The sequence below is a fragment of the Pseudomonas paraeruginosa genome (assembly GCF_003025345.2).
Classification (GTDB): domain Bacteria; phylum Pseudomonadota; class Gammaproteobacteria; order Pseudomonadales; family Pseudomonadaceae; genus Pseudomonas; species Pseudomonas paraeruginosa.
The window spans coordinates 2,582,728-2,608,852 of sequence record NZ_CP020560.1; the positions used below are offsets into that span (position 1 = coordinate 2,582,728).

A 26,125-nucleotide genomic window follows, 5' to 3' on the forward strand; every position below is an offset into this window, starting at 1 on the left:
ACGGTCTATTTCAAGCCTTTGCCCGTAACGGAGCAAGCCGTTTGTTGTCATAGGCGGATGCCACCCTGCGCCGAGGCTGCCGGGCATGCCCCGGAAACATCTAACTATCGGTAAAGCAAGGGTAAATAGCGGGTAAAGAGGCTTTGCCTGGGCTCCCGCAATGCTTATCGTGCAGCCTGGAAAAAGCGCCTCCGTTCTAGCCTGAAGAAGAACCATGACTCCAACCACCGGTAAATCCAAGTTCCGTACCCTGCGCCCGTGGCTGATCACCGCCCTGGCCTTCGCCGCCGTGATCGGCCTGGTGATGTGGCTGGCCGCACCCGCCTCGGCGCCGTCCTCCGACGGGCGGCCCGGTCGCGGCGGCAAGCCGGGTGCCGCGTTGCCCAAGGCCAATGCGCTCACCGTCGGCGTGGCCAGGGTCGAGCAGGGCGACCTGGCCCTGCATTTCAATGCGCTGGGCACCGTCACCGCCTTCAATACGGTGAACGTCAAGCCGCGGGTCAATGGCGAGCTGGTCAAGGTACTGTTCCAGGAGGGCCAGGAGGTCAAGGCCGGCGACCTGCTGGCGGTGGTCGACCCGCGTACCTACAAGGCGGCGCTGGCCCAGGCCGAGGGTACGCTGATGCAGAACCAGGCGCAGTTGAAGAACGCCGAGATCGACCTGCAGCGCTACAAGGGCCTGTACGCCGAGGACTCGATCGCCAAGCAGACCCTGGATACCCAGGAAGCCCAGGTCCGCCAGTTGCAGGGCACCATCCGCACCAACCAGGGCCAGGTCGACGACGCCCGTCTCAACCTGGCCTTCACCGAGGTCCGCGCGCCGATTTCCGGGCGCCTCGGCCTGCGCCAGGTGGACATCGGCAACCTGGTCACCAGCGGCGACACCACGCCGCTGGTGGTGATCACCCAGGTCAAGCCGATCTCGGTGGTATTCAGCCTGCCGCAGCAGCAGATCGGCACCGTCGTCGAGCAGATGAGCGGTCCTGGCAAGCTGGCGGTCACCGCGCTGGACCGCAACCAGGAAAAGGTCCTCGCCGAAGGCGTGCTGGCCACCCTGGACAACCAGATCGACACCACCACCGGCACGGTCAAGCTCAAGGCGCGCTTCGAGAACGCCGACGGCAAGCTGTTCCCCAACCAGTTCGTCAACGTGCGCCTGCTGGCGCAGACCCTCAAGGGCGTGCTGACCATTCCGGCCAACGCCGTGCAGCGCGGCACCAACGGCATCTATGTGTACGTGGTCGGCGCCGACAGCAAGGTCAGCCAGCGCAGCGTCGCCATCGGCACCAGCGAGAACGAGCGGGTGGTGGTGGAAAGCGGCCTGAAGGCCGGCGAACAGGTGGTGGTGGAAGGCACCGACCGCCTGCGCGACGGTATGGAAGTGCGTGTCGCCGAAGCCTCCCCGCAGGTCCTCGAGGGCGAGCCGCAGAAACCGCAGACCGGCCGTCCCAGCGGCCTCCAGGGCGACTCGGTGGGCAGCGGGAGCGCTGAATGAACCCGTCCCGCCCGTTCATCCTGCGGCCGGTCGCGACCACCCTGCTGATGGTGGCGATCCTGCTCTCGGGCCTGATCGCCTACCGCTTCCTGCCGATCTCGGCGTTGCCGGAAGTGGACTACCCGACCATCCAGGTGGTCACCCTGTACCCCGGCGCCAGCCCGGAGATCATGACCTCGTCGATCACCGCGCCGCTGGAGAACCAGCTCGGGCAGATTCCGGGGCTCAACGAGATGTCTTCCAGCAGTTCCGGCGGCGCCTCGGTGATCACCCTGCAGTTCAGCCTGCAGAGCAACCTCGACGTCGCCGAGCAGGAAGTCCAGGCGGCGATCAACGCCGCGCAGAGCCTGCTGCCCAACGACCTGCCGAACCAGCCTGTATTCAGCAAGGTGAACCCGGCGGACGCGCCGATCCTGACCCTGGCGGTGATGTCCGACGGCATGCCGCTGCCGCAGATCCAGGACCTGGTGGATACCCGCCTGGCGCAGAAGATCTCGCAGATCTCCGGGGTCGGCCTGGTCAGCATCAGCGGCGGCCAGCGCCCGGCGGTGCGGGTGCGCGCCAACCCGACGGCGCTGGCCGCGGCGGGGCTGAGCCTGGAGGACCTGCGCAGCACGGTGACCAGCAACAACCTCAACGGTCCCAAGGGCAGCTTCGACGGCCCGACCCGTGCCTCGACCCTGGACGCCAACGACCAGTTGCGCTCGGCCGACGCCTACCGCGACCTGATCATCGCCTACAAGAACGGCTCGCCGCTGCGCATCCGCGACGTCGCCAGCGTCGAGGACGATGCCGAGAACGTGCGCCTGGCCGCCTGGGCCAACAACCTGCCGGCGGTGGTGCTGAACATCCAGCGCCAGCCGGGGGCCAACGTGATCGAAGTGGTCGACCGGATCAAGGCGCTGCTGCCGCAGCTGCAATCGACCCTGCCGGGCAACCTCGACGTGCAAGTGCTGACCGACCGCACCACCACCATCCGCGCCTCGGTCAAGGACGTGCAGTTCGAGCTGGCGCTGGCGGTGGCGCTGGTGGTGATGGTCACCTTCCTGTTCCTGCGCAACGTCTATGCCACCCTGATTCCCAGCTTCGCCGTGCCGCTGTCGCTGATCGGCACCTTCGGCGTGATGTACCTGTCCGGCTTCTCGATCAACAACCTGACCCTGATGGCGCTGACCATCGCCACCGGCTTCGTGGTCGACGACGCGATCGTCATGGTGGAGAACATCGCCCGCTACCTGGAGCAGGGCGACTCGCCGCTGGACGCGGCGCTCAAGGGCTCGAAGCAGATCGGCTTCACCATCATCTCGCTGACCTTCTCGCTGATCGCCGTGCTGATCCCGCTGCTGTTCATGGGCGACGTCGCCGGGCGGCTGTTCCGCGAGTTCGCCATCACCCTGGCGGTGGCGATCCTGATTTCCGGCTTCGTCTCCCTGACCCTTACGCCGATGCTCAGCGCCAAGCTGCTGCGCCACGTCGACGAGGACAGGCAGGGCCGCTTCGCGCGCGCCGCGGGACGCGTCATCGATGGCCTGATTGCACAATACGCCAAGGCCCTGCGGGTGGTCCTGCGGCACCAGCCGCTGACCCTGCTGGTGGCCGTCGCCACCCTGGCGCTGACCGCGCTGCTCTACCTGGCCATGCCCAAGGGCTTCTTCCCGGTGCAGGACACCGGGGTGATCCAGGGTATCGCCGAAGCGCCGCAGTCGATTTCCTTCCAGGCCATGTCCGAGCGCCAGCGCGCCCTTGCCGAGGTGGTGCTGAAGGACCCGGCGGTGGCCAGCCTGTCTTCCTACATCGGCGTCGACGGCAGCAACCCGACCCTAAACACCGGGCGCCTGCTGATCAACCTCAAGCCGCACAGCGAGCGCGACGTCACCGCCAGCGAGGTGATCCAGCGCCTGCAGCCCGAGCTCGACCACCTGGCCGGGATCAAGCTGTACATGCAGCCGGTGCAGGACCTGACCATCGAGGACCGGGTCGCCCGCACCCAGTACCAGTTCACCTTGCAGGACGCCGACCCGGACGTGCTCGCCGAGTGGGTGCCGAAGCTGGTGGCGCGGCTGCAGGAGTTGCCGCAGCTCGCCGATGTCGCCAGCGACTGGCAGGACAAGGGCCTGCAGGCCTACCTGAACATCGACCGCGACACCGCCTCGCGCCTCGGCGTGAAGCTCTCCGACATCGACAGCGTGCTCTACAACGCCTTCGGCCAGCGGCTGATCTCGACCATCTTCACCCAGGCCACCCAGTACCGCGTGGTGCTCGAGGTGGCGCCGCAGTTCCAGCTCGGCCCGCAGGCCCTGGAGCAGCTCTACGTGCCGTCCAGCGACGGCACCCAGGTGCGCCTGTCGAGCCTGGCGAAGGTGGAGGAGCGGCATACCCTGCTGGCGATCAACCATATCGCCCAGTTCCCCTCGGCGACCCTGTCGTTCAACCTGGCCAAGGGTTACTCCCTGGGCGAGGCGGTCGAGGCGATCCGTGGCGTCGAGGCCAGCCTGGAGCTGCCGCTGAGCATGCAGGGCAGCTTCCGTGGCGCGGCGCTGGCCTTCGAGGCTTCGCTGTCGAATACGCTGCTGCTGATCCTCGCCTCGGTGGTGACCATGTACATCGTCCTGGGCATCCTCTACGAGAGCTTCATCCATCCGGTGACCATCCTCTCGACCCTGCCTTCGGCCGGGGTCGGCGCGCTGCTGGCGCTGATGCTGGCGGGGCAGGAGATCGGCATCGTGGCGATCATCGGCATCATCCTGCTGATCGGCATCGTCAAGAAGAACGCGATCATGATGATCGACTTCGCCCTAGACGCCGAACGCAACGAAGGCAAGCCGCCCCATGAGGCGATCTACCAGGCCTGCCTGCTGCGCTTCCGGCCGATCCTGATGACCACCATGGCCGCGCTGCTCGGCGCGCTGCCGCTGATGCTCGCCGGCGGCGCCGGCGCCGAGCTGCGCCAGCCGCTGGGCATCACCATGGTCGGCGGGCTGCTGCTGAGCCAGGTCCTGACCCTGTTCACCACCCCGGTGATCTATCTCTACTTCGACCGCCTGGCCCGTCGCTGGGCGGCCTGGCGCAAGCAGCGCGGGCTGGACCTGAACACCGAGGCCGGGCTCGACGGGGACGCCGGGCGATGAGCCTGTCCACGCCCTTCATCCGCCGCCCGGTCGCCACCACGCTGCTGACCCTGGCGTTGCTGCTGGCCGGCACCCTGTCGTTCGGCCTGCTGCCGGTGGCGCCGCTGCCCAACGTCGATTTCCCGGCCATCGTGGTCAGCGCCAGCCTGCCGGGCGCCAGCCCGGAGACCATGGCCTCGTCGGTGGCCACCCCGCTGGAGCGCTCGCTGGGACGGATCGCCGGAATCAGCGAGATGACCTCCAGCAGTTCGCTGGGCTCGACCACCGTGGTGCTGGTGTTCGACCTGGAGAAGGACATCGACGGCGCCGCCCGCGAGGTGCAGGCGGCGATCAATGGCGCGATGAGCCTGCTGCCCAGCGGCATGCCGAACAATCCCAGCTACCGCAAGGCCAACCCCTCGGACATGCCGATCATGGTCCTCACCCTGACCTCGGAGACCCAGAGCCGCGGCGAGATGTACGACCTCGCCTCGACCGTGCTGGCGCCCAAGCTGTCGCAGGTGCGGGGGGTAGGGCAGGTGAGCATCGGCGGCAGCTCGCTGCCGGCGGTGCGGGTCGACCTCAATCCGGATGCCATGAGCCAGTACGGGCTGTCCCTGGACAGCGTGCGCACGGCCATCGCCGCGGCCAACAGCAACGGACCCAAGGGCGCCATCGAGAAGGACGACAAGCACTGGCAGGTGGACGCCAATGACCAGTTGCGCAAGGCCCGCGAGTACCAGCCGCTGGTCATCCACTACAACGCCGAAAATGGCGCCGCGGTGCGCCTGGGCGACGTGGCGAAGATCAGCGACTCGGTGGAGGACGTGCGCAACGCCGGCTTCTCCGATGACCTGCCGGCGGTGCTGCTGATCGTCACCCGCCAGCCCGGCGCCAACATCATCGAGGCCACCGACGCCATCCACGCGCAACTGCCGGTGTTGCAGGAACTGCTCGGGCCGCAGGTCAAGCTGAACGTGATGGACGACCGCAGCCCGTCGATCCGCGCCTCGCTCGCGGAGGCCGAGCTGACCCTGCTGATCTCGGTGGCGCTGGTGATCCTGGTGGTCTTCCTGTTCCTGCGCAACGGCCGCGCGACGCTGATCCCCAGCCTGGCGGTGCCGGTCTCGCTGATCGGCACCTTCGCGGTCATGTACCTGTGCGACTTCAGCCTGAACAATCTGTCGCTGATGGCGCTGATCATCGCCACCGGCTTCGTGGTGGACGACGCCATCGTGGTGGTGGAGAACATCGCCCGGCGCATCGAGGAGGGCGACCCGCCGATCCAGGCGGCGATCACCGGCGCCCGCCAGGTCGGTTTCACCGTGCTGTCGATGACGCTCTCGCTGGTCGCGGTGTTCATCCCCCTGCTGCTGATGGGTGGACTCACCGGACGGCTGTTCCGCGAGTTCGCGGTGACCCTGTCGGCGGCGATCCTGGTGTCCCTGGTGGTATCCCTGACCCTCACGCCGATGCTCTGCGCACGCTTGCTGCGCCCGCTGAAGCGGCCGCAGGGCGCCTCCCTGGCGCGGCGCGGCGACCGGTTCTTCAGCGCCTTCATGCTGCGCTACCGCGCCAGCCTGGGCTGGGCGCTGGAGCACTCGCGGCTGATGGTGGTGATCATGCTGGCCTGCATCGCGATGAACCTCTGGCTGTTCGTGGTGGTGCCCAAGGGCTTCCTCCCGCAGCAGGACTCCGGGCGCCTGCGTGGCTACGCGGTGGCCGACCAGAGCATTTCGTTCCAGGCGTTGAGTGCGAAGATGGGCGAGTACCGCAAGATCCTCTCTTCCGACCCGGCGGTAGAGAATGTGGTCGGCTTCATCGGCGGCGGCCGCTGGCAATCGAGCAACACCGGTTCGTTCTTCGTCACCCTCAAGCCGATCGGCGAACGCGATCCGGTGGAGAAGGTCCTCACCCGGCTGCGCGAGCGGATCGCCAAGGTGCCCGGCGCGGCGCTCTATCTCAACGCCGGCCAGGACGTGCGCCTGGGCGGCCGCGACAGCAACGCGCAGTACGAATTCACCCTGCGCAGCGACGACCTGACCCTGCTCCGCGAATGGGCGCCGAAGGTCGAGGCGGCGATGCGCAAGCTGCCGCAGCTGGTGGACGTCAACAGCGATTCCCAGGACAAGGGCGTGCAGACCCGCCTGGTGATCGACCGCGACCGCGCGGCGACCCTGGGGATCAACGTGGAGATGGTCGACGCGGTGCTCAACGACTCCTTCGGCCAGCGCCAGGTGTCGACCATCTTCAACCCGCTGAACCAGTACCGGGTGGTGATGGAGGTCGACCAGCAGTACCAGCAGAGCCCGGAAATCCTCCGCCAGGTCCAGGTGATCGGCAACGACGGCCAGCGCGTGCCGCTGTCCGCGTTCAGCCACTACGAACCGAGCCGGGCACCGCTGGAGGTCAACCACCAGGGCCAGTTCGCCGCCACCACGCTGTCCTTCAACCTGGCGCCGGGCGCGCAGATCGGCCCGACCCGCGAGGCCATCATGCAGGCCCTGGAGCCGCTGCACATCCCGGTGGACGTGCAGACCAGCTTCGAGGGCAACGCCGGCGCGGTGCAGGACACCCAGAACCAGATGCCCTGGCTGATCCTCCTGGCGCTGCTGGCGGTGTACATCGTCCTCGGCATCCTCTACGAGAGCTACGTGCACCCGCTGACCATCCTCTCGACCCTGCCTTCGGCCGGGGTCGGCGCGCTGCTCGCGCTGATCCTCTGCCGCAGCGAGCTGAGCCTGATCGCGCTGATCGGCATCATCCTGCTGATCGGCATCGTCAAGAAGAACGCCATCATGATGATCGACTTCGCCCTGGAGGCCGAGCGCAGCCACGGCCTGAGCCCGCGCGAGGCGATCCTCGAGGCCTGCATGATGCGCTTCCGGCCGATCATGATGACCACCCTGGCCGCCTTGCTCGGCGCCTTGCCGCTGATCTTCGGCATCGGCGGCGACGCCGCGCTGCGCCGGCCGCTGGGCATCACCATCGTCGGCGGGCTGATCGGCAGCCAGTTGCTGACCCTGTACACCACCCCGGTGGTCTACCTCTATCTCGACCGCCTGCGCCACTGGGTCAACCAGAAACGCGGCGTACGCACGGACGGTGCGCTGGAGACACCCCTATGAAACACACCCCCTCGCTGCTCGCCCTGGCCCTGGTCGCCGCCCTCGGCGGCTGCGCCATCGGCCCCGACTACCAGCGACCGGACCTGGCGGTGCCCGCCGAATTCAAGGAAGCCGAAGGCTGGCGCCGCGCCGAGCCGCGCGACGTGTTCCAGCGCGGCGCCTGGTGGGAGCTGTACGGCGACCAGACCCTGAACGACCTGCAGATGCACCTGGAACGTTCCAACCAGACCCTGGCCCAGTCGGTGGCGCAGTTCCGCCAGGCCGAGGCGCTGGTGCGCGGCGCGCGGGCCGCGTTCTTCCCGTCGATCACCGGCAACGTGGGCAAGACCCGCAGCGGCCAGGGCGGCGGCGACAGCACCGTGCGCCTGCCCGATGGTTCGACGGTGAGCAGCGGCGGTGGCTCTGGCGCCATCAGCAACAGTTATTCGACCAGCCTCGGCGTCAGCTGGGAGGTCGATCTCTGGGGCAAGCTGCGCCGGCAACTGGAAGCCAACCAGGCGAGCCTGCATGCCAGCGCCGCCGACCTCGCCGCGGTGCGCCTCAGCCAGCAGTCGCAACTGGCGCAGAATTACCTGCAACTGCGGGTGATGGACGAGCAGATCCGCCTGCTCAACGCCACCGTCGCGGGCTACGAGCGTTCGCTGAAGGTGGCCGAGAACAAATACCGCGCCGGCATCGTCACCAGGGCCGACGTGGCCCAGGCCCGCACCCAGCTGAAAAGCACCCAGGCCCAGGCCATCGACCTGAAGTACCAGCGTGCCCAGCTGGAACATGCCATCGCCGTGCTGGTCGGCCTGCCGCCGGCGCAGTTCAACCTGCCGCCGGTGGCCGGCGTGCCGAAGCTGCCGGAGCTGCCGGCGATGGTGCCGTCGCAATTGCTCGAACGACGGCCGGACATCGCCTCGGCGGAACGCAAGGTGATTTCCGCCAACGCGCAGATCGGCGTGGCCAAGGCCGCCTATTTCCCCGACCTCACCCTGAGCGCCGCCGGCGGCTACCGCAGCGGCAGCCTGAGCAACTGGATCAGCACGCCGAACCGCTTCTGGTCGATCGGCCCGCAGTTCGCCATGACCCTGTTCGACGGTGGCCTGATCGGCTCCCAGGTGGACCAGGCCGAGGCGACCTACGACCAGACCGTGGCGACCTACCGGCAGACCGTGCTCGATGGTTTCCGCGAGGTCGAGGACTACCTGGTGCAACTGAGCGTGCTCGACGAGGAGAGCGGCGTGCAGCGCGAGGCGCTGGAGTCGGCCCGCGAGGCGTTGCGCCTGGCCGAGAACCAGTACAAGGCCGGCACCGTCGACTACACCGACGTGGTCACCAACCAGGCCACCGCGCTGAGCAACGAGCGCAGCGTGCTGACCCTGCTCGGCAGCCGCCTGACCGCCAGCGTGCAACTGATCGCGGCGATGGGTGGTGGCTGGGACAGCACCGACATCGAGCGGACCGACGAGCGGCTCGGCCGGGTCGAGGAGGGCCTGCCGCCTTCGCCCTGAGTTATTCTCGCTGCCTGTTCCTGACGAATGCCTTTCCCAGCCATTGCGCTTGCATGACACACCGCCGTCCGCCTCTCGGCTAGAGTGCCGGTGGCGGATGTGGAGGTGAATACGTGTCGGGGACATTTCCGGATAAGCCCTCGCGCCGAGGCTGCTGGCTCGGCTGGTTGTGCCGCCTGGCCATGCTTGGCGGCGTCGCCGCGATGTTCTGGGCGCTGCTGCAATGCTTCGTCCTGCTGCACGGCGAACCGCCGCTCCAGCGCGCCCCGCTGCGGACCCCCTGGACCCTGCTGGCGCTCGGCCTGGCGCTGTTCCTCGCCGGTTTCTGCGGCGAGTACCGGCTGTGGCGGCGCCGCGTCGGTTGCTGAAGCCGGCGTCAGGCAGCGCCCGTCGCAGGGAACAGCAGGCGCAGGTGGGTCTTCTGCTGTGGCACGCTTTCCGCCTCGGCGCGGCCGCCGTGGTAGGCCATGATCGACTGCACGATGGCCAGGCCCAGGCCGGTGCCGGCCTGGGCGCCGGGCTGGCGGCCGGCGCGGCGGTAGAAGCGTTCGAACAGGTGCGGCAGGTAGTCCGCTGGAATGCCCGGGCCGTCGTTGCTGACCATGAGTTCGGTATGGCCGGCGCGGCGGCCGATCCGCACGTCGATGCGCCCGCCTTGCGGAGTGTGGCGCACCGCGTTGGAGACCAGGTTGGAGATGGCGCGCTGGATCATCAGGTTGTCGCCATGGGCGAAACCGCTGCCGGACAGGCGCAGTTCGACGCCCTTGTCCTCGGCGACCATCTCGTACAGGTCGATGACCTTGGCCGCCTGCTCGTGCAGCGCCACCCGGCCGAACTGGGCCTGGATCGCCGGGTTGTCCACCTGCACCAGGAACAGCATGTCGGTGACGATCCGCGACAGCCGCTCCAGTTCCTCGGCGTTGGACTCCAGTGCCTCGCGGTAGGCCGCGCCGTCGCGGGTCTGGCTGAGCAGCACCTGGTTGCGCCCGAGCAGGTTGCAGATCGGCGCGCGCAGTTCGTGGGCCAGGTCGTCGGAGAATTGCGACAGCTGGCGTACGCCATCCTCGAGGCGGCCGAGCATGTGGTTGAAGCTGCGCGCCAGGCTGTCCAGCTCGCGCGGCAGGTTCTGCTCGGGAATCCGGTAGGACAGGTCCTGCGGACTGACCTGGGCGGCCACCCGGCGGAAGCGGTTCAGCGGTTCGAGGCCGGCGCGCACCACCCACCAGGCGGCCAGGGCGATCAACGGCAGGAGGAAGGGCAGGGCCAGCAGGGTGGCGCGCAGGAAACCGTCGAGCAGGCGCTCGTCGGCACCGCGCTCGCTGCTCAGCAGCACCTGCACCGGGGTGCCGTTCTTCATCCGCAACGACGCGCCGATGCTCAGCAGGCGCTGGTCGCTGCCGGTGACCCAGCTCTGGAACACCGGCTGGCGGGCGTCCGTCTGCAGGCTGGCGAGGAGGGCGCGGTTGGCCGCGACGCTGGCCGCGGCCCGGTCGCCGAAGCTCATCAGCGGCTGGCCGCTGCGGCTGTCGAGGATGCTCAGGTGCAGGCCGCTGTGGGCTACCAGTTGGTCCCGCAGGGCGTGCGCCTGCACTGCCGGGTCGCTGCGCAGGTCGAGGTCGTCCTCCAGGCTGTGGCGGATCTGTTCCAGCTTCAGTTGCAGGTTTTCCCGCTCGCGGGCTTCCAGTTCGCGGCCGAGGTTCCAGTGCGCCATGGCGCCGAGCGCCAGCGCCAGCAGCGCGCCGAGGGCGCCGACCAGCAGGGCCAGGCGCAGCGACAGTCGGCCTGGTGGTGTCATCGGCGCGCTTCCAGCACGTAGCCGACGCCGCGGATGGTGTGGATCAGCTTGAGGTCGAAGCCGTCGTCGATCTTCGCCCGCAGGCGGCAGATGGCGACTTCCACCACGTTGGAGTCGTTGTCGAAGTTCATGTCCCAGATCAGCGAGATGATCTGCGTCCGGGTGATGACGTCGCCGTTGCGCCGCATCAGCAGGTGCAGCAGGGCGAACTCCTTGGTCGTCAGGTTGATCCGCACCCGACCGCGGAAGGCCCGGTGGCGGCTGGCGTCCAGCTCAAGGTCGGCGACCCGCAAGACGTCCTGCATCGGCGCCTGGTCGTGGCGGCGCAGCAGCGAGCGGACCCGCGCCAGCAGTTCGGGGAACTGGAACGGCTTGACCATGAAGTCGTCGGCGCCGAGATCGAGGCCGCGCACCTTGTCGGTCAGCCGGCCGTGCCCGGTGAGCATCATCACCCGCGCGCTGCTGCGTTCGCGCAGGCGGCGGAGCAGGTCCCAGCCGTCGATACCGGGCAGGTTGACGTCGAGGATCACCAGTTCGTAAGGGTGTTGCAAGGCCATGTGCAGACCGTCGATGCCATCGTTGGCGCGGTCGACGATATAGCCGCTTTCGGTCAGGCCCTGGTGCAGGTAGTCGGCCGTCTTGACTTCATCTTCGATAATAAGGATGCGCATGTTCGCCCCTATATAAAGTATGGGTTCAGTTGCAAGTAAATGTGTGGATGCATTGCTATAAAGTTACATTCGCGAAGATCGCTTATATGTGCCGCTGGAAATGTAATTTCATATCATCCCGGCGCTTCGATGATGAATATCGAATAAGTGGATGGTTTTGCCGAAAGAAACCGGGTGTTCCGCGCTGATGGCCGTGGTGCAAGCCACGCCTGGCGTGAGAGGAGCGTCTATTTGTAAGCGCATGTTGCTCTTGACCCTGCTTTTCATCCAACTATCGCGAGCCTCTTCGAAGGTTGCCGGAGTGTAACCGCTAATTGTCCGCGGAGAATATTCATTACCGACTTGTAATTCTCTCGTCACCTTGCCGATAAGCCCTGATCCCTAACATCTGCCGCATTCCGGAAGTGCAACTTCGAATATCGCCCGGCGGTTATCGCCGACGAATGGTTGCGTGGCTCCGGAGCGTAGTGAATCGCCGTCGCCGACGGCGGTTGTCAGATGAGGAGCGGAACATGCCGATACATCGGCCACTGGCCAGCGCGGGGAAACGCGCCTGCTGGCTACTGATGGGAATCTGCCTGGGGTTGCCGGCGCTGGCGGCGCCCGCGCCGGCCAGTTTCAACGGGACCTCGGTCAGCCTCGAACAGGCGCTGGAACGGGCGTTGCAGAGCAACCCCGGGCTGGCGGCCGTCGGCCGCGAGACCGAGATCGCCGCGGGCGCTCGCCAGCAGGCCGGGTTGATCCCCAATCCGGAGCTGTCCTGGGATGTCGAGGACACCCGCCAGGGCAATCGCCAGACCAGCGTCAGCCTTGCCCAGCCGTTGGAGCTCGGCGGCAAGCGCGGCGCGCGGGTCGAGGTGGCGAAGCGTGGCAGCGAGATCGCCTGGACCCAGCTGGAAGTCCGTCGCGCCGAACTGCGCGCCGAGGTCCGCGGCGCCTACTATGCCGCGCTGACCGCGCAGGAGCGGGTGCGCCTGGCGAAGACCTCGCTGGACCTGGCCAGGCGCGCCCTGCAGGCCGCCGACCGGCGGGTCAAGGCCGGCAGCATTTCCTCGGTGGAGCGGGTCCGCGCCCAGGTCCTGGCGGACAACGCCCAGCTCGACCTGAGCCAGGCGGAGCTGGAGTTGCAGCGCACCTACGTACAACTGTCGAGCACCTGGAACGAGCCGCAGCCCGGCTTCGCCCGGGTCGGCGGCGAACTCGACGCGGTGCCGGCGAGCATCACCCGTGGCGCCTTGCTGCGCCATCTCGACGAGTCGCCGAGCCTGCGCCTGGCGGCCCAGGAAGTGGCGCGCGGCGAGGCCCAGGTCGACCTGGAGAAGCGCCAGCGGATCCCCAACCTGACGGTCAGCATCGGCAGCAAGTACGACCAGACCGCCCGCGACGGACGCGGCGAGCGGGTCAACCTGATCGGCCTGTCGATGCCGCTGCCGCTGTTCGACCGCAACCAGGGCAACATTTACGCCGCCCAGAGCCGCGCCGACCAGGCCCGCGACCTGCAGCGCGCGACCCTGCTGCGCCTGCGCAGCGAAGCGGTACAGGCCTACGACCGGTTGCGCACCTCGGAGCAGGAGCTGGCGCTGGTTCGCCGCGACCTGCTGCCCGGCGCGCAGAGCGCTCTGGACTCGATGACCCGTGGGTTCGAGATGGGCAAGTTCAACTTCCTCGATGTGCTCGACGCCCAGCGCACCCTGGTCAGCGTCCGCGCCCAGTACGTACGCGCGCTGGACGCCGCGGCGCAGGCGCGGGTGAGCATGGAGCGCCTGCTCGGCGAAGACATCGGCCACCTCGGCCAGTGAGATTTCCGGGGCGGGCCGCCGGCGCGCCCCCTGAACGGTTCGGGAGAACAGAATGGGCAAGAAGACGATTATCGCGGTGACCGCGCTGGCGCTGCTCGGCCTGGGCGGCGGCGCCTACCTGGAGCTGGGCGGCAAGGCGCCGGCCGGCGCCGGCGAAACCGCCGCGGAGGGCGAGGGCAACGGACCGCGCGGCGGCCTGCTGCTGCGCCAGGGCGACCTGACCCTGGAGCTGCTGGTGCCGGAGGATGGCAGCCCGCTCAAGGCTTGGGTCGAGCGTGGCGGCAAGGCGCTGGCGCCGCAGGACGTGGTCCTCGGTGCGGACGTCGAGCGCGCCACCGGCGAGGTCGAGGACCTGCTGTTCAAGGCCAGCGGCGACGCCCTGGTGGCCAACGCCGGGATCGCCGAGCCGCATGCCTTCACCGCGCGCCTCAAGCTGATGGCCGGCAAGCAGGGCTACGACTTCGCCTTCACCCGCGAGGAGGGCAAGCTGGAGCTGGACGCCGAGCAGATCGAGGCCGCCGGCATCACCCTCGACAAGGCGCGGCCGATCAGCCTGGCCCAGGTGGTCTCGCTGCCCGGCGAGATCCGCTTCAACGAGGACCGCACCGCGCACATCGTGCCGCGCCTGCCGGGGATCGTCGACAGCGTGCCGGCCAATCTCGGCCAGGCGGTGAAGCAGGGCGAACTGCTGGCGGTGATCAGCAGTCCGCAACTGTCCGACCAGCGCAGCGAATTCGCCGCCGCCCAACGCCGCCTGAGCCTGGCGCAGAGCACCTACAAGCGCGAACAGCAGTTGTGGAAGGAAGGCATCTCCGCCGAGCAGGAATTCCTCCTCGCCCGCCAGGGCCTGCAGGAAGCCGAGATCGCGGTGAGCAACGCGCGGGCGAAGATCGCCGCGCTCGGCGGCAACCCCAGCCTGCAGGGCGGCAACCGCTACGAGCTGCGTGCGCCGTTCGCCGGGGTGCTGGTGGAGAAGCACCTGACCCAGGGCGAGCCGGTGGACGGCACCGCCAACGTGTTCACGCTGTCCGACCTGTCCTCGGTCTGGGCCACCTTCAACGTGCCGGCGCAACTGCTCGGCCAGGTCCGCGTCGGCAGCAAGGTCAAGGTGCTCGCCCAGGCGCTGGACAGCGAGGTGGAAGGGACCGTGTCCTACATCGGCGACCTGCTCGGCGAGCAGACCCGCGCGGCCACCGCCCGGGTCACCCTGAGCAACCCCGAGAGCACCTGGCGCCCGGGCCTGTTCGTCTCCGTGCAGGTCGCCGAGGCGACCCGCAAGGAGGTCCTGACGGTCGCCGACGGCGCGGTGCAGAACGTCGACGGCGAGGACGTGGTGTTCGTCCGCGTGGCCGATGGCTTCGTGGCCCAGCCGGTCAAGCTGGGCATCAGCGACGGCCAGCGCGTCGAGGTCCTCGAGGGCCTGCGCGCCGGCGCCGAAGTCGCCGCCAGCGGCAGCTTCATCCTCAAATCCGAACTGGGCAAGGGCTCGGCGGAACACGGTCACTGAGTCCCGGCCCAGGAGTCTTCGTATGTTCGAACGCATCATCCAATTCGCCATCGAGCAACGCTGGCTGGTCCTGCTGGCGGTGCTGGGGATGGCCGGGATCGGCATCGGCAGCTACCAGAAGCTGTCCATCGACGCCGTCCCGGACATCACCAACGTCCAGGTGCAGATCAACACTGCCGCTCCCGGCTACTCGCCGCTGGAGGTGGAACAGCGGATCACCTACCCGGTGGAAACCGTCATGGCCGGCCTGCCGGGCCTGCAGGAAACCCGATCGCTGTCGCGGCCGGGGATTTCCCAGGTGACGGTGATCTTCGAGGAAGGCACCGACATCTATTTCGCCCGCCAGCAGGTCAACGAGCGCCTGAGCACGGCGCGCGAACAGTTGCCGGAAGACATCTCGCCGACCCTCGGGCCGATCTCCACCGGCCTCGGCGAGATCTACCTGTGGACGGTGGAGGCCGAGGAGGGCGCGACCAAGGAGGACGGCAGCGCCTACACCCCCACCGACCTGCGCACCATCCAGGACTGGATCATCCGCCCGCAGTTGCGCAACGTGAAGGGCGTGGCCGAGATCAACACCATCGGCGGCTACGCCAAGCAGTTCCTCATCGCCCCGGACCCGAAGAAGCTCGCGGCCTACAAGCTGACCCTCGGCGACCTGCAGAACGCCGTGCTGCGCAACAACGAGAACGTCGGCGCCGGCTACATCGAGCGGCGCGGCGAGCAGTTGCTGATACGCGCGCCGGGGCAGGTCAAGGACATGGACGACATCCGCGGGATCATCGTCTCCAACGTCGACGGCGTGCCGATCCGCATCCGCGACGTCGCCGAGGTCAGCCTGGGCAAGGAGCTGCGCACCGGCGCGGCCACCGAGAACGGCCGCGAGGTGGTGCTCGGCACGGTGTTCATGCTGATCGGCGAGAACAGCCGGGAAGTGGCGCAGGCGGTCGGCCAGCGCCTGGAGGAGATCAACCGGACCCTGCCCAAGGGGGTCAAGGCGATCACCGTCTACGACCGCACCACCCTGGTGGACAAGGCCGTGGCCACGGTGAAGAAGAACCTGGTGGAGGGCGCGGCGCTGGTGATCGCGGTGCTCTTCCTGTTCCTCGGCAACATCCGCGCGGCGCTGATCACGGCGACCATCATCCCGCTGTCGATGCTGTTCACCTTCACCGGGATGGTCAGCAATAAGGTCAGCGCCAATCTGATGAGCCTCGGCGCGCTGGACTTCGGCATCATCGTCGACGGCGCCGTGGTGATCGTCGAGAACGCCATCCGCCGCCTGGCCCATGCCCAGGCCCACCACGGCCGCCAGCTGACCCGCGCGGAGCGCTTCCACGAAGTCTTCGTCGCCTCCAAGGAGGCGCGCCGGGCGCTGGTCTTCGGCCAGATCATCATCATGGTGGTGTACCTGCCGATCTTCGCCCTCACCGGGGTCGAGGGGAAGATGTTCCACCCGATGGCCTTCACCGTGGTCACCGCGCTGCTCGGCGCGATGATCCTCTCGGTGACCTTCGTCCCGGCGGCGATCGCGCTGTTCATCACCGGCAAGGTCAAGGAAGAGGAGAACTTCGTCATGCGCCGCGCGCGGCTGGCCTACGAACCGGCGCTGCGCTGGGTGCTCGGGCATCGCGCGCTGGTGGTCGGCGGCGCCCTGGGCATGGTCCTGCTCACCGGCCTGGTGGCCTCGCGAATGGGCAGCGAATTCATCCCCAGCCTCAGCGAGGGCGACTTCGCCATGCAGGGCCTGCGGGTGCCGGGCACCAGCCTGACCCAGTCGATCGAGATGCAGCAGACCCTCGAGAAGAAGCTGATGGGCAAGTTCCCGGAGATCGAGCGGATCTTCGCCCGTACCGGGACCGCCGAGATCGCCTCCGACCTGATGCCGCCGAACGCCTCGGACAGCTACGTGATGCTCAAGCCGCAAAGCGAATGGCCGGACCCGAAGAAGTCGCGCGAGACGCTGCTCGAGGAACTGCAGGCGGCGGCGCTGGAAGTGCCGGGCAGCGTCTACGAGTTCTCCCAGCCGATCCAGCTGCGTTTCAACGAGCTGATCTCCGGGGTGCGCAGCGACGTCGCGGTGAAGGTCTTCGGCGATGACATGCAGGTGCTCAACGACACCGCGGAGAAGATCTCCAAGGTGCTGCAGGGCATCGACGGGGCTTCCGAGGTCAAGGTCGAACAGACCTCCGGCCTGCCGGTGCTGACGGTGGACATCGACCGCGACAAGGCGGCGCGCTTCGGCCTCAACGTCGGCGACATCCAGGACACCGTCGCCACCGCCCTCGGCGGGCGCAACGCCGGCACCCTGTTCGAGGGCGACCGTCGCTTCGACATCGTCATCCGCCTGCCGGAAACTCTGCGCGCCGACCTGCCGGCGCTGTCCAACCTGCTGATCCCGCTGCCGCCGAACAACCTGGCGCGGATCGATTTCATCCCGCTGTCGGACGTGGCGCGCCTCGACCTCTCGCCGGGACCGAACCAGATCAGCCGGGAGAACGGCAAGCGACGCATCGTGGTCAGCGCCAACGTGCGTGGTCGCGACATCGGCTCCTTCGTGCTGGAAGCGCAGCGGAAGCTGCAGGCCGAGGTGAAGATCCCGGCCGGCTACTGGACCACCTGGGGCGGCCAGTTCGAACAGTTGCAGTCCGCCGCCAAGCGCCTGCAGGTGGTGGTGCCGGTGGCGCTGCTGCTGGTGTTCACCCTGCTCTTCGCCATGTTCAACAACGTCAAGGACGGCCTGCTGGTGTTCACCGGCATCCCCTTCGCCCTCACCGGCGGGGTGCTGGCCCTGTGGCTACGCGGGATACCGCTGTCGATCTCGGCGGCGGTGGGTTTCATCGCCCTGTCCGGGGTGGCGGTGCTCAACGGCCTGGTGATGATCTCCTTCATCCGCAACCTGTTGCAGGAAGGACGCAGCCTCGACCAGGCGGTGTGGGAGGGCGCCATCACCCGGTTGCGCCCGGTGCTGATGACCGCGCTGGTGGCGTCCCTCGGCTTCGTGCCGATGGCCCTGGCCACCGGCACCGGCGCCGAGGTGCAGCGGCCGCTGGCGACGGTGGTGATCGGCGGCATCCTGTCCTCGACCATGCTCACCCTGCTGGTGCTGCCGGTGCTCTATCGCTGGACCCACGGGCGCGACGCCGGACCGCACGAGGAGGCGCCGGCGGCCGGCTGAGCCGGCGCGGAAGCGGGCCGGCAGGGGGATTCCCGCCGGCCTTTTTCCGTTTTCCGTTGGCCGGATTCCGTTCGATTACCGCACGCCAGTGCCGGCCCGGATTGTCGCCGGCGGAGGGCTTGCGTAGTGTGGGCGGACGAACCGTGCCTGGCGCCCGGCGCCGCGCGGCGATAACGACAACGATCCCAGCCTGAGTGTCCTGCCCATGAATGCCTCCTTGCTCAGCGAGCGCAGCCGGGTGTTCGAACGCGCCGATCCCCATGCGGTGTCCGGCTACGTCAACCAGCACGTCGGTTCGCATCGCATCCGTCTGCCGGCCAGTGGCAGGCCACGAGCCAGCCTCGACCACCGCACCTTCGCCAGTCTCGACCTGTGCCGGATCAGCTACGGCGCGGCGGTTCGGGTCACCTCGCCGGCGCTGGAGAGCATCTTCCATCTGCAGATCCTCCTGCGCGGCCACTGCCTCTGGCGCGGCGGCGGGCAGGAGCACGCCCTGGCGCCGGGCGAGCTGCTGCTGATCAATCCGGACGATCCGGTCGACCTGACCTACTCGGCGGATTGCGAGAAATTCATCGTCAAGCTGCCCTGCGCGCTGCTCGAAGCGATCTGCGCCGAGCAGCGCTGGCGGCACCCGGGGCAGGGCGTGCGCTTTCTCCAGCAGCGCTACCGCCTGGAACAGCTGGAGGGCTTCGTCGGCCTGCTCGCCCTGGTCTGCCGCGAGGCCGAGGCCGGCGAGCGCCTGGCGCGGGTCGACAGCCACTTCGAGCAGATCCTCGGCAGCAAGCTGCTGACCCTGCTGAAGACCAACGTCAGCCGCGAGGACCCCGGCGACGCGCGGGGCGTCTTCGCCCGCATCGATGCCTACATCCGCCGCCATCTGCAGGACGATATCGAGGTCGCGGCGCTGGCCGGGCAGGCGCACATGAGTCCCCGCGCGCTGTACGCGCTGTTCGAGCGCCAGTGCGGCGAGAGCCCCCAGCAGTACATCCGCCGGCTGCGCCTGGAGCGCATCCGCGCCTGCCTGGCGGACCCCGACTGCGCGGTGCGCAACGTCACCGCGCTGGCCCTGGACTTCGGTTTCGCCCACCTCGGCCGCTTCGCCGAGCAGTATCGCCGGCAGTTCGGCGAGCTGCCGTCGGAGACCCTGCGCCGGCGTGCAGGAAACGGCCAGCGATCGGCAGGCAACGGATAGTCCTGCCGCACCGCGCTACCTAACCTGACCGGGCCTGAACAATAACAACGGAGGCCCTGGCCATGTCCCTGGGTAGCGACTACGTGCGTTCACTGCTGGAAGAAGACCCCGAACGCGGGGTCTACCGCTGCAAGCGGGAGATGTTCACCGATCCGCGCCTGTTCGAGCTGGAGATGAAGCACCTCTTCGAGGGCAACTGGGTGTACCTCGCCCATGACAGCCAGGTCGCCGGGAACAACGACTATCTGACGACCACCATCGGCCGCCAGCCGATCGTCATCGCGCGCAACCGCGACGGCCAGCTCAACGCCTTCATCAATGCCTGCAGCCACCGTGGCGCGATGCTCTGCCGGCACAAGAGCGGCAATCGCAGCACCTATACCTGTCCGTTCCACGGCTGGACCTTCAGCAACTCCGGCAAGCTGCTCAAGGTCAAGGACCCGGCCGGCGCCGGCTACCCGCAGGGTTTCAATTGCGAAGGCTCGCACGACCTGGCCCGGGTGGCGCGCTTCGAGTCCTATCGTGGCTTCCTGTTCGGCAGCCTCAACCCCGACGTCAGGCCGCTGGCCGAGCATTTGGGCGAGTCGGCGAAGATCATCGACATGATCGTCGACCAGTCGCCGCAGGGCCTCGAGGTACTGCGCGGCTCCTCCAGCTACGTCTACGAGGGCAACTGGAAGCTCACCGCCGAGAACGGCGCCGACGGCTATCACGTCAGTTCGGTGCACTGGAATTACGCGGCGACCCAGAGCCAGCGCCAGCAGCGCGCCGCCGAAGGGCAGCCACGGACCATGAGCGCCGGCGGCTGGGCGCGGCAGGGCGGCGGTTTCTACTCGTTCGAGCATGGCCACATGCTGCTCTGGAGCCGCTGGGCCAACCCCGAGGACCGTCCTGCCTTCGAGCGCCGCGCCGAACTCGCCCGTGACTTCGGCGCGGCCCGCGCCGATTGGATGATCGAGAACTCGCGCAATCTCTGCCTGTATCCCAACGTCTACCTGATGGACCAGTTCAGTTCGCAGATCCGCATCGCCCGGCCGCTGTCGGTGGACCGCACGGAAATCACCATCTACTGCATCGCGCCGAAAGGCGAGAGCGCCGAGGCGCGCGCCCGGCGCATCCGCCAGTACGAGGATTTCTTCAACGTCAGCGGCATGGCCACCCCGGACGACCTGGAGGAGTTCCGCTCCTGCCAGCAGGGCTATCAGGGCAGCGTGGTCGGCTGGAACGACTTGTCGCGCGGCGCCGAGCACTGGATAGAGGGTGCCGACGCGGCGGCCGAAGCGATCGACCTGCGGCCGCGCCTGAGCGGTGTGCGCACCGAGGACGAAGGGTTGTTCGTGTTGCAGCACCGCTACTGGCAGGAGGCGCTGCTCGCCGCGCTGGAGCGTGAGCAGGCGCAGCGCGTGGCGCTGCGGGAGGTGGCGTCATGAGCCTGGGCTACGACGCATTGCGCGATTTCCTCTATCGCGAGGCGCGCTACCTCGACGACAGGGACTGGGACGCCTGGCTGGCGTTGTACGCCGCGGACGCCAGTTTCTGGATGCCGTCCTGGGACGACCGCGACCAACTCACCGAAGACCCGCAGCGGGAAATCTCGCTGATCTGGTACGGCAACCGCGGCGGCCTGGAGGACCGGGTATTCCGCATCCGCACCGAGCGCTCCAGCGCGACCCTGCCGGACACCCGCACCTCGCACAACCTGAGCAACATCGAACTGCTCGGCGAGGACGACGGCATCTGCCGCGCGCGCTGCAACTGGCACACCCTGAGCTATCGCTACCAGACCGTGGACAGCTACTTCGGCACCACCTTCTACGACCTCGACGTACGCGGCGAGAGTCCGCTGATCAAGGCCAAGAAAGTGGTCCTGAAGAACGACTACGTTCGCCAGCTGATCGACGTCTACCACGTCTGACGCCCGCGCCGGCGGGCTGTCGAGGGACATGCCATGAACCATCGGATCGCACTCAACTTCGAAGACGGGGTGACCCGCTTCATCCATGCCGCGCCCGGCGAGAGCGTGGCCGACGCGGCCTATCGCCAGGGCATCAACATTCCCCTGGACTGCCGCGACGGTGCCTGCGGCACCTGCAAGTGCCTGGCCGAGGCCGGCCGCTACGACCTCGGCCAGGACTACATCGACGACGCCTTGAGCGCCGAGGAGGCCGCGCGCGGCTACGTGCTGACCTGCCAGATGCGCGCCGAAAGCGACTGCGTGCTGCGCGTGCCGGCGTCCTCGACCCTGTGCAGGACCGGCCAGGCGCGCTACGAGGCGCGCATCAGCCAGGTCCGGCAGTTGTCGCCGAGCACCATCGCGCTGTCGCTGAAGGGCGAGGCCCTGGCCGGCCTGGCGTTCCTCCCCGGGCAGTACGTCAACCTCCAGGTGCCGGGCAGTGAGCAGCGTCGCGCCTATTCCTTCAGTTCGCTGGCGAAGGACGGCGAGGTCAGCTTCCTGATCCGCAATGTCCCCGGCGGCCTGATGAGCGGCTTCCTCAGCGGGCCGGCCAAGGCCGGCGACAGCCTGGCGATGGATGGCCCGCTGGGCACTTTCTACCTGCGCGAGATTCGCCGGCCGTTGCTGATGCTGGCCGGCGGCACCGGCCTGGCGCCGTTCATCGCGATGCTCGAGCGGATCGCCGAGCAGGGCAGCGCGCACCCGCTGCACCTGGTCTACGGGGTGACCCACGACGTCGACCTGGTCGGCCTGGAGCGACTGGAAGCGTTCGCCGAACGGATTCCCGGCTTCACCTGGAGCGCCTGCGTGGCCAGCGCCGACAGCGTCTATCCGCGCAAGGGCTACGTGACCGAGCACATCGGCGCGCAGCAGCTGCACGAGGGCGACGTCGACATCTACCTGTGCGGGCCGCCGCCGATGGTCGAGGCGGTCGAGCGCTACCTGCGCGAGCAGGGCGTGCGCCCGGCGAATGTCTACTACGAGAAGTTCGCCGCCAGCGCGGCCTGAACCCGAGCCAGCCAAGGAGATACCCATGAACGACAGATTCCGCGGCAAGGTCGCCCTGGTCAGCGGCGCCGCCCAGGGCATCGGCCTGGGCGTGGCCCGCCGGCTGCTGGCCGAGGGCGCGCGGGTGGTGGCGGTGGACCGCTCCGAGCTGGTCCACGAACTGGCCGGCGACGCCTGCCTGTGCCTGGTCGCCGACCTGGAGCGCTACGCCGAATGCCAGCGGGCACTGGAGCGGACGCTGGAGCGTTTCGGCCGGCTGGACATCCTGGTCAACAACGTCGGCGGCACGATCTGGGCCAAGCCCTACCAGCACTATGCCGAGCAAGAGATCGAGGCCGAGTTGCGGCGTTCGCTGCTGCCCACCTTGTGGTGTTGCCGCGCGGCGCTGCCGGCGATGCTGGAGCAGGGCAGCGGGGCGATCGTCAACGTCTCGTCGGTCGCCACCCGCGGGGTCAACCGGGTGCCCTATGGCGCCGCCAAGGGTGGGGTGAACGCGCTGACCGCCTGCCTGGCGTTCGAGACCGCCGACCAGGGTGTCCGGGTCAACGCGGTGGCGCCGGGCGGCACCGCGGCGCCGCCGCGGCGGATCCCGCGCAACGCCGCGGCGCAGAGCGAGGAAGAACGGCGCTGGTATCGGCAGATCGTCGAGCAGACCCTCGACAGCAGCCTGATGAAGCGCTACGGCAGCATCGACGAGCAGGTCGCGGCGATCCTCTTCCTCGCCTCCGACGAGGCTTCCTACATCACCGGCGTGACCCTGCCGGTAGCTGGCGGCGACCTCGGCTGAGCGCGTCAGTCGGCGCTTTCGCTGAACTTCTCCAGGTACAGCCGCAGATGTTCCAGGGAGCGCTCGCGCAGCCACTGGCGGATCGCCTCGACCATCGGTGGCGGCCCGCACAGGTAGAGGTCGAAATTCTCCTCGCGCAGCTGCGTGGCGTCGAAGTGCTCGTGCAGATAGCCGCGCCGGCCGTCCCAGCCGGCGTCGGCCTCGCTGAGCACCGGGACGAAGCGGAAGCCGGGAAGCCGCTCGGCGTAGCCGGCGATGCGTTGCAGTTCGCAGAGATCGGTGGCGCGGCGTACCCCGTAGTAGAGATGCACCGGCCGCTCGCAACCGCGTTCGACCAGTTCGTCGAGCATGCCGAGGAACGCCGACAGGCCGGTGCCGCCGGCCGCCAGCAGCAACGGGCGTTCCACCTGGCGCAGGTAGAAGGCACCCAGCGGCGCCTCGAAGCGGATCTCGTCGCCGACCCGGCAGCGCTGGCGCAGGTAGTCGCTCATGGCGCCGCCCGGGAGCAGGCGGATGAGAAACTGCAGGTGGTTCTGCGGATTCGGCCGGTTGGCGAAGGAGTAGGCGCGCCGGCAGTCGCTGCCGGGTACTTGCAGGCGCGCGTACTGGCCGGGCAGGAAGTCCAGCTGGCGGCCCGCGGCGCTGGCGTCGAGGCGCAGCAGGGCGGTGTCCTCGGCGAGCAGGTGCAGTTCGCGCACCACGCCGCTGTGGGTCTGCGGCGCGGCGGCGTGGCAGAGGGACGAGGCGAAGTCGAAGTAGAAGGTCGCGTCGGAGCGCACCCGGGTCTGGCAGGCGAGCACCTTGCGCTGCTCCAGGTCGGCGGCGGAGAGGGTGTCCTCGTCGGCGTAGTCCAGGCTGTAGCTGCCTGTCTCGCAGCGGCCCATGCAGGTGCCGCAGACCCCTTCGCGGCAGTCCAGCGGCAGGTTGATGCCATGGCGCAGGGCGGCGTCGAGGAGCAGGTCGTCGTGGCCGACGGGCAGGAACAGGGTCTTGCCGTCGGCGAAGCTGAGGGCGACTTTGTGATTCATCGTGACGGGGCCCGCCGTTCAGAGGTGGTAGAAGTCGAGGACCGAGTCGATCCGGTCGTTGAGCAGGACGATGTGCTTGCGCGCGATCAGCCAGGCCTCGCCATGGGGCTTCAGGCGGTAGGTGGCGTGGCCGAAGAAGCTGCCGGTCTGGTCCAGGCGCTGGAACAGGGTCTGCCAGTTGACCCGCACCCGCAGCAGGCCGTCGTCGTCCTCGGCGATGCGCACGTTGCCGATCTGGTGCAGGGTGCGCGGCATCGGCACGGTGGAGGCGGCCTTGCCGGTGCGGATGCGGAACACCCGGTCTTCCAGGCCGGCGCGGCTGGGGTAGTAGATCAGCAACATCTCGCGCTTCGGGTCGCGGGTGTAGCGGTGCTCGGACTCCCACTGCGGCAGGTGGAACTCGCACTGCTCGTCGAACAGCGCAAGGTAGCCGTCCCAGTCCTGGGCGTCGCAGAGCTCGGCGTGGCGGTAGAGGAACTGTTCGACGCGGTATTGCAGTCCGGCGTTCATGCGCGCACCTCCCTGGCTTGCAGGGCCAGGCGCTCCAGGCCATCGAGGAGGAAGCGCCGCCAATGCGCGTGCTGGTTGACGTAGAGGCCTTCATGGGTGATCTCGGTACCGGTCAGCAGCGGCGCGATGCCCAGCGCCTGGCTGTTCGGCGTCGCGCCTTCGAGCCACTTGCCGTGGCCGCGGGAGATGTCGCTCCAGCGCTCCAGGCGGGCCTGGAAGCCACGCTGGGCTTCGCGGAACTCCACCAGGTCGTCGGGCGTGCCCATCCCGGAGACATTGAAGAAGTCCTCGAACTGGCGGATCCGGTTCTCCCGGTCGGCGTCCGACTCGCCCTTGACGCCGATGCACTGGCTGACGATCTCGGTACGGTTCCAGGCCAGCGGGCGGACGATGCGCAGCTGCGAGCTGATCTGGTCGATGACGAACAGGCTGGGGTAGAGGTTGAGGTTGCGCAGGCGATGCATCATCCACTCGGCGCGGGCCTGGCCGTATTCCTCCACCAGTCGCGGCATCACGCTGGCGTAGCCGGGGCGTACGGCAGGGTTGGGCATCTCGCTGAAGAGCACGCTGTGGCCGTTGGCGAAGGAGAACCAGCCGTCGTCGGTGGCCGCGTCGCCGGCGCCGAGCTTGCTGTAGTCGAGCGTGGCGGCCACGCCGCCGCGCTCGGCCTCGACCTGCTGGCGATGCTGTACGGTGGCTACGTAGTTGTAGTGCACGGTGCTGACGTGATAGCCGTCCAGGCCGTTTTCGTTCTGCAGCTTCCAGTTGCCTTCGTAGGTGTAGGTGGAGGTGCCGGGCAGCACTTCCAGTTCGCCGCTGGGCGACTGCGCCACCAGCATGTCGAGGAACACCCGGGCGTCGCCGAGGAAGTCCACCAGGTCGTCCTCGCCGGCGACGTCCAGGCTGACGAAGACGAAACCCTTGTAGCTCTGGATGCGCGCCTTCTTCAGGCCGCGGGTGGCCTTGTCGAAGCCCTCCGGGTATTCGCCCGGCGCCTTGACCTTCACCAGCCGGCCGTCATTCTTGTAGCACCAGGCATGGAACGGACAGGTGAAGGTCGACTGGTTGCCCTTGCCGACCCGCACCAGGGTCGCGCCGCGATGCTGGCAGGCGTTGACCAGCGCGTGCAGCTGGCCGTTGCCGTCGCGGGTGACGATCAGCGGCTGGCGCCCGGCGCGCAGGGTGACGAAGTCGTGGGGCCTGGCCAGTTCGCTCTCGTGGCAGGCGTAGATCCAGTTCTTCTCGAAGATCAGCTCCATCTCCAGGTCGAACAGCTCCGGCTCGGTGAACATGTCCCGGGCAATGCGGAAGATGCCTTCCTCGGGACGGAAATCGAGACAGCCGCCGACGTAGTCGCGCCATTGCTCGAGGCTTCTGCGGGTAGCGTTCATGCATTCTCACCCTTGTGCGTTGTCGTTATGGGTGGCCCATTCAACGACCGCGAAGGGGCTCGGGCTATCCGCTTAGTCG

The 26,125-nt window shown here is 68.2% G+C and carries 18 protein-coding genes; 13 read left to right on the plus strand and 5 right to left on the minus strand.

Going from position 1 to position 26,125, the window contains the following annotated elements; translation table 11 throughout:
* The first annotated feature begins 214 nt into the window (after nucleotides 1-214).
* The 5 genes from muxA to B7D75_RS12555 all read left to right on the plus strand — a co-directional run bounded on the left by muxA (nucleotide 215) and on the right by B7D75_RS12555 (nucleotide 9,594).
* On the plus strand, nucleotides 215-1,495 hold the full coding sequence (muxA, locus tag B7D75_RS12535) for a multidrug efflux RND transporter periplasmic adaptor subunit MuxA (protein WP_033999182.1): 1,281 nt from the start codon (nucleotides 215-217) through the stop codon (nucleotides 1,493-1,495).
* Nucleotides 1,492-4,623, plus strand: coding sequence for a multidrug efflux RND transporter permease subunit MuxB (muxB, locus tag B7D75_RS12540; RefSeq protein ID WP_034080434.1), 3,132 nt, complete (start codon nucleotides 1,492-1,494; stop codon nucleotides 4,621-4,623). The genes muxA and muxB overlap by 4 nt, the downstream gene beginning before the upstream one ends.
* The gene (gene muxC, locus B7D75_RS12545; RefSeq protein WP_012075540.1) at nucleotides 4,620-7,730 is read left to right on the plus strand and encodes a multidrug efflux RND transporter permease subunit MuxC; all 3,111 of its coding nucleotides are present in this window, start codon (nucleotides 4,620-4,622) and stop codon (nucleotides 7,728-7,730) included. The genes muxB and muxC overlap by 4 nt, the downstream gene beginning before the upstream one ends.
* On the plus strand, nucleotides 7,727-9,226 hold the full coding sequence (gene opmB, locus B7D75_RS12550; protein WP_053813837.1) for a multidrug efflux RND transporter outer membrane subunit OpmB: 1,500 nt from the start codon (nucleotides 7,727-7,729) through the stop codon (nucleotides 9,224-9,226). The genes muxC and opmB overlap by 4 nt, the downstream gene beginning before the upstream one ends.
* 113 nt (nucleotides 9,227-9,339) lie before the next feature.
* Nucleotides 9,340-9,594, plus strand: coding sequence for a hypothetical protein (locus tag B7D75_RS12555; protein ID WP_034080432.1), 255 nt, complete (start codon nucleotides 9,340-9,342; stop codon nucleotides 9,592-9,594).
* 8 nt (nucleotides 9,595-9,602) lie between these two features.
* Here B7D75_RS12555 and B7D75_RS12560 read toward each other — a convergent pair whose 3' ends face one another.
* Entirely contained in the window at nucleotides 9,603-11,021 is a 1,419-nt protein-coding gene (locus tag B7D75_RS12560; protein WP_043099126.1) for a sensor histidine kinase, read from the minus strand.
* The gene (locus B7D75_RS12565) at nucleotides 11,018-11,692 is read right to left on the minus strand and encodes a heavy metal response regulator transcription factor (protein ID WP_003089900.1); all 675 of its coding nucleotides are present in this window, start codon (nucleotides 11,690-11,692) and stop codon (nucleotides 11,018-11,020) included. The genes B7D75_RS12560 and B7D75_RS12565 overlap by 4 nt, the downstream gene beginning before the upstream one ends.
* Before the next feature lie 512 nt (nucleotides 11,693-12,204).
* Here B7D75_RS12565 and B7D75_RS12570 point away from each other — a divergent pair.
* From B7D75_RS12570 to B7D75_RS12605, 8 genes are all read left to right on the plus strand, one after another.
* The gene (locus B7D75_RS12570; RefSeq protein WP_012075544.1) at nucleotides 12,205-13,491 is read left to right on the plus strand and encodes a TolC family protein; all 1,287 of its coding nucleotides are present in this window, start codon (nucleotides 12,205-12,207) and stop codon (nucleotides 13,489-13,491) included.
* A gap of 52 nt (nucleotides 13,492-13,543) precedes the next feature.
* Nucleotides 13,544-14,998 carry an efflux RND transporter periplasmic adaptor subunit gene (locus B7D75_RS12575; protein WP_012075545.1) on the plus strand — a complete coding sequence of 485 codons (1,455 nt, stop codon included), beginning with the start codon at nucleotides 13,544-13,546 and terminating at the stop codon, nucleotides 14,996-14,998.
* Between the two features lie 22 nt (nucleotides 14,999-15,020).
* A complete protein-coding gene (locus B7D75_RS12580; protein WP_034080429.1) occupies nucleotides 15,021-18,176 on the plus strand; it encodes an efflux RND transporter permease subunit in 3,156 nt (1,051 codons plus the stop codon).
* Between the two features lie 205 nt (nucleotides 18,177-18,381).
* Nucleotides 18,382-19,368: an AraC family transcriptional regulator gene (locus B7D75_RS12585; protein WP_107114058.1), complete on the plus strand. Its 987-nt coding sequence runs from the start codon at nucleotides 18,382-18,384 to the stop codon at nucleotides 19,366-19,368.
* A 62-nt stretch (nucleotides 19,369-19,430) separates the two neighbouring features.
* Entirely contained in the window at nucleotides 19,431-20,798 is a 1,368-nt protein-coding gene (gene benA, locus B7D75_RS12590; protein WP_012075548.1) for a benzoate 1,2-dioxygenase large subunit, read from the plus strand.
* Nucleotides 20,795-21,283 (plus strand): benzoate 1,2-dioxygenase small subunit, encoded by a 489-nt coding sequence (gene benB / locus B7D75_RS12595; protein ID WP_107114059.1) that lies wholly within the window; start codon nucleotides 20,795-20,797, stop codon nucleotides 21,281-21,283. Before benA ends, benB begins: the two co-directional genes overlap by 4 nt.
* 33 nt (nucleotides 21,284-21,316) lie before the next feature.
* The gene (gene benC, locus B7D75_RS12600) at nucleotides 21,317-22,330 is read left to right on the plus strand and encodes a benzoate 1,2-dioxygenase electron transfer component BenC (protein WP_003156889.1); all 1,014 of its coding nucleotides are present in this window, start codon (nucleotides 21,317-21,319) and stop codon (nucleotides 22,328-22,330) included.
* Between the two features lie 25 nt (nucleotides 22,331-22,355).
* Nucleotides 22,356-23,117, plus strand: coding sequence for a 1,6-dihydroxycyclohexa-2,4-diene-1-carboxylate dehydrogenase (locus tag B7D75_RS12605; RefSeq protein WP_034080425.1), 762 nt, complete (start codon nucleotides 22,356-22,358; stop codon nucleotides 23,115-23,117).
* A gap of 5 nt (nucleotides 23,118-23,122) precedes the next feature.
* Here B7D75_RS12605 and antC read toward each other — a convergent pair whose 3' ends face one another.
* The 3 genes from antC to antA are packed head-to-tail and all read right to left on the minus strand — an operon-like array spanning nucleotide 23,123 to nucleotide 26,046.
* Nucleotides 23,123-24,145 carry an anthranilate 1,2-dioxygenase electron transfer component AntC gene (gene antC / locus B7D75_RS12610; protein WP_033999200.1) on the minus strand — a complete coding sequence of 341 codons (1,023 nt, stop codon included), beginning with the start codon at nucleotides 24,143-24,145 and terminating at the stop codon, nucleotides 23,123-23,125.
* Nucleotides 24,146-24,163: 18 nt separating this feature from the next.
* On the minus strand, nucleotides 24,164-24,655 hold the full coding sequence (antB, locus tag B7D75_RS12615) for an anthranilate 1,2-dioxygenase small subunit (RefSeq protein WP_107114060.1): 492 nt from the start codon (nucleotides 24,653-24,655) through the stop codon (nucleotides 24,164-24,166).
* Complete coding sequence (antA, locus tag B7D75_RS12620; RefSeq protein ID WP_107114061.1) at nucleotides 24,652-26,046, minus strand: anthranilate 1,2-dioxygenase large subunit; 1,395 nt, start codon at nucleotides 26,044-26,046, stop codon at nucleotides 24,652-24,654. The genes antB and antA overlap by 4 nt, the downstream gene beginning before the upstream one ends.
* Nucleotides 26,047-26,125: the final 79 nt, after the last annotated feature.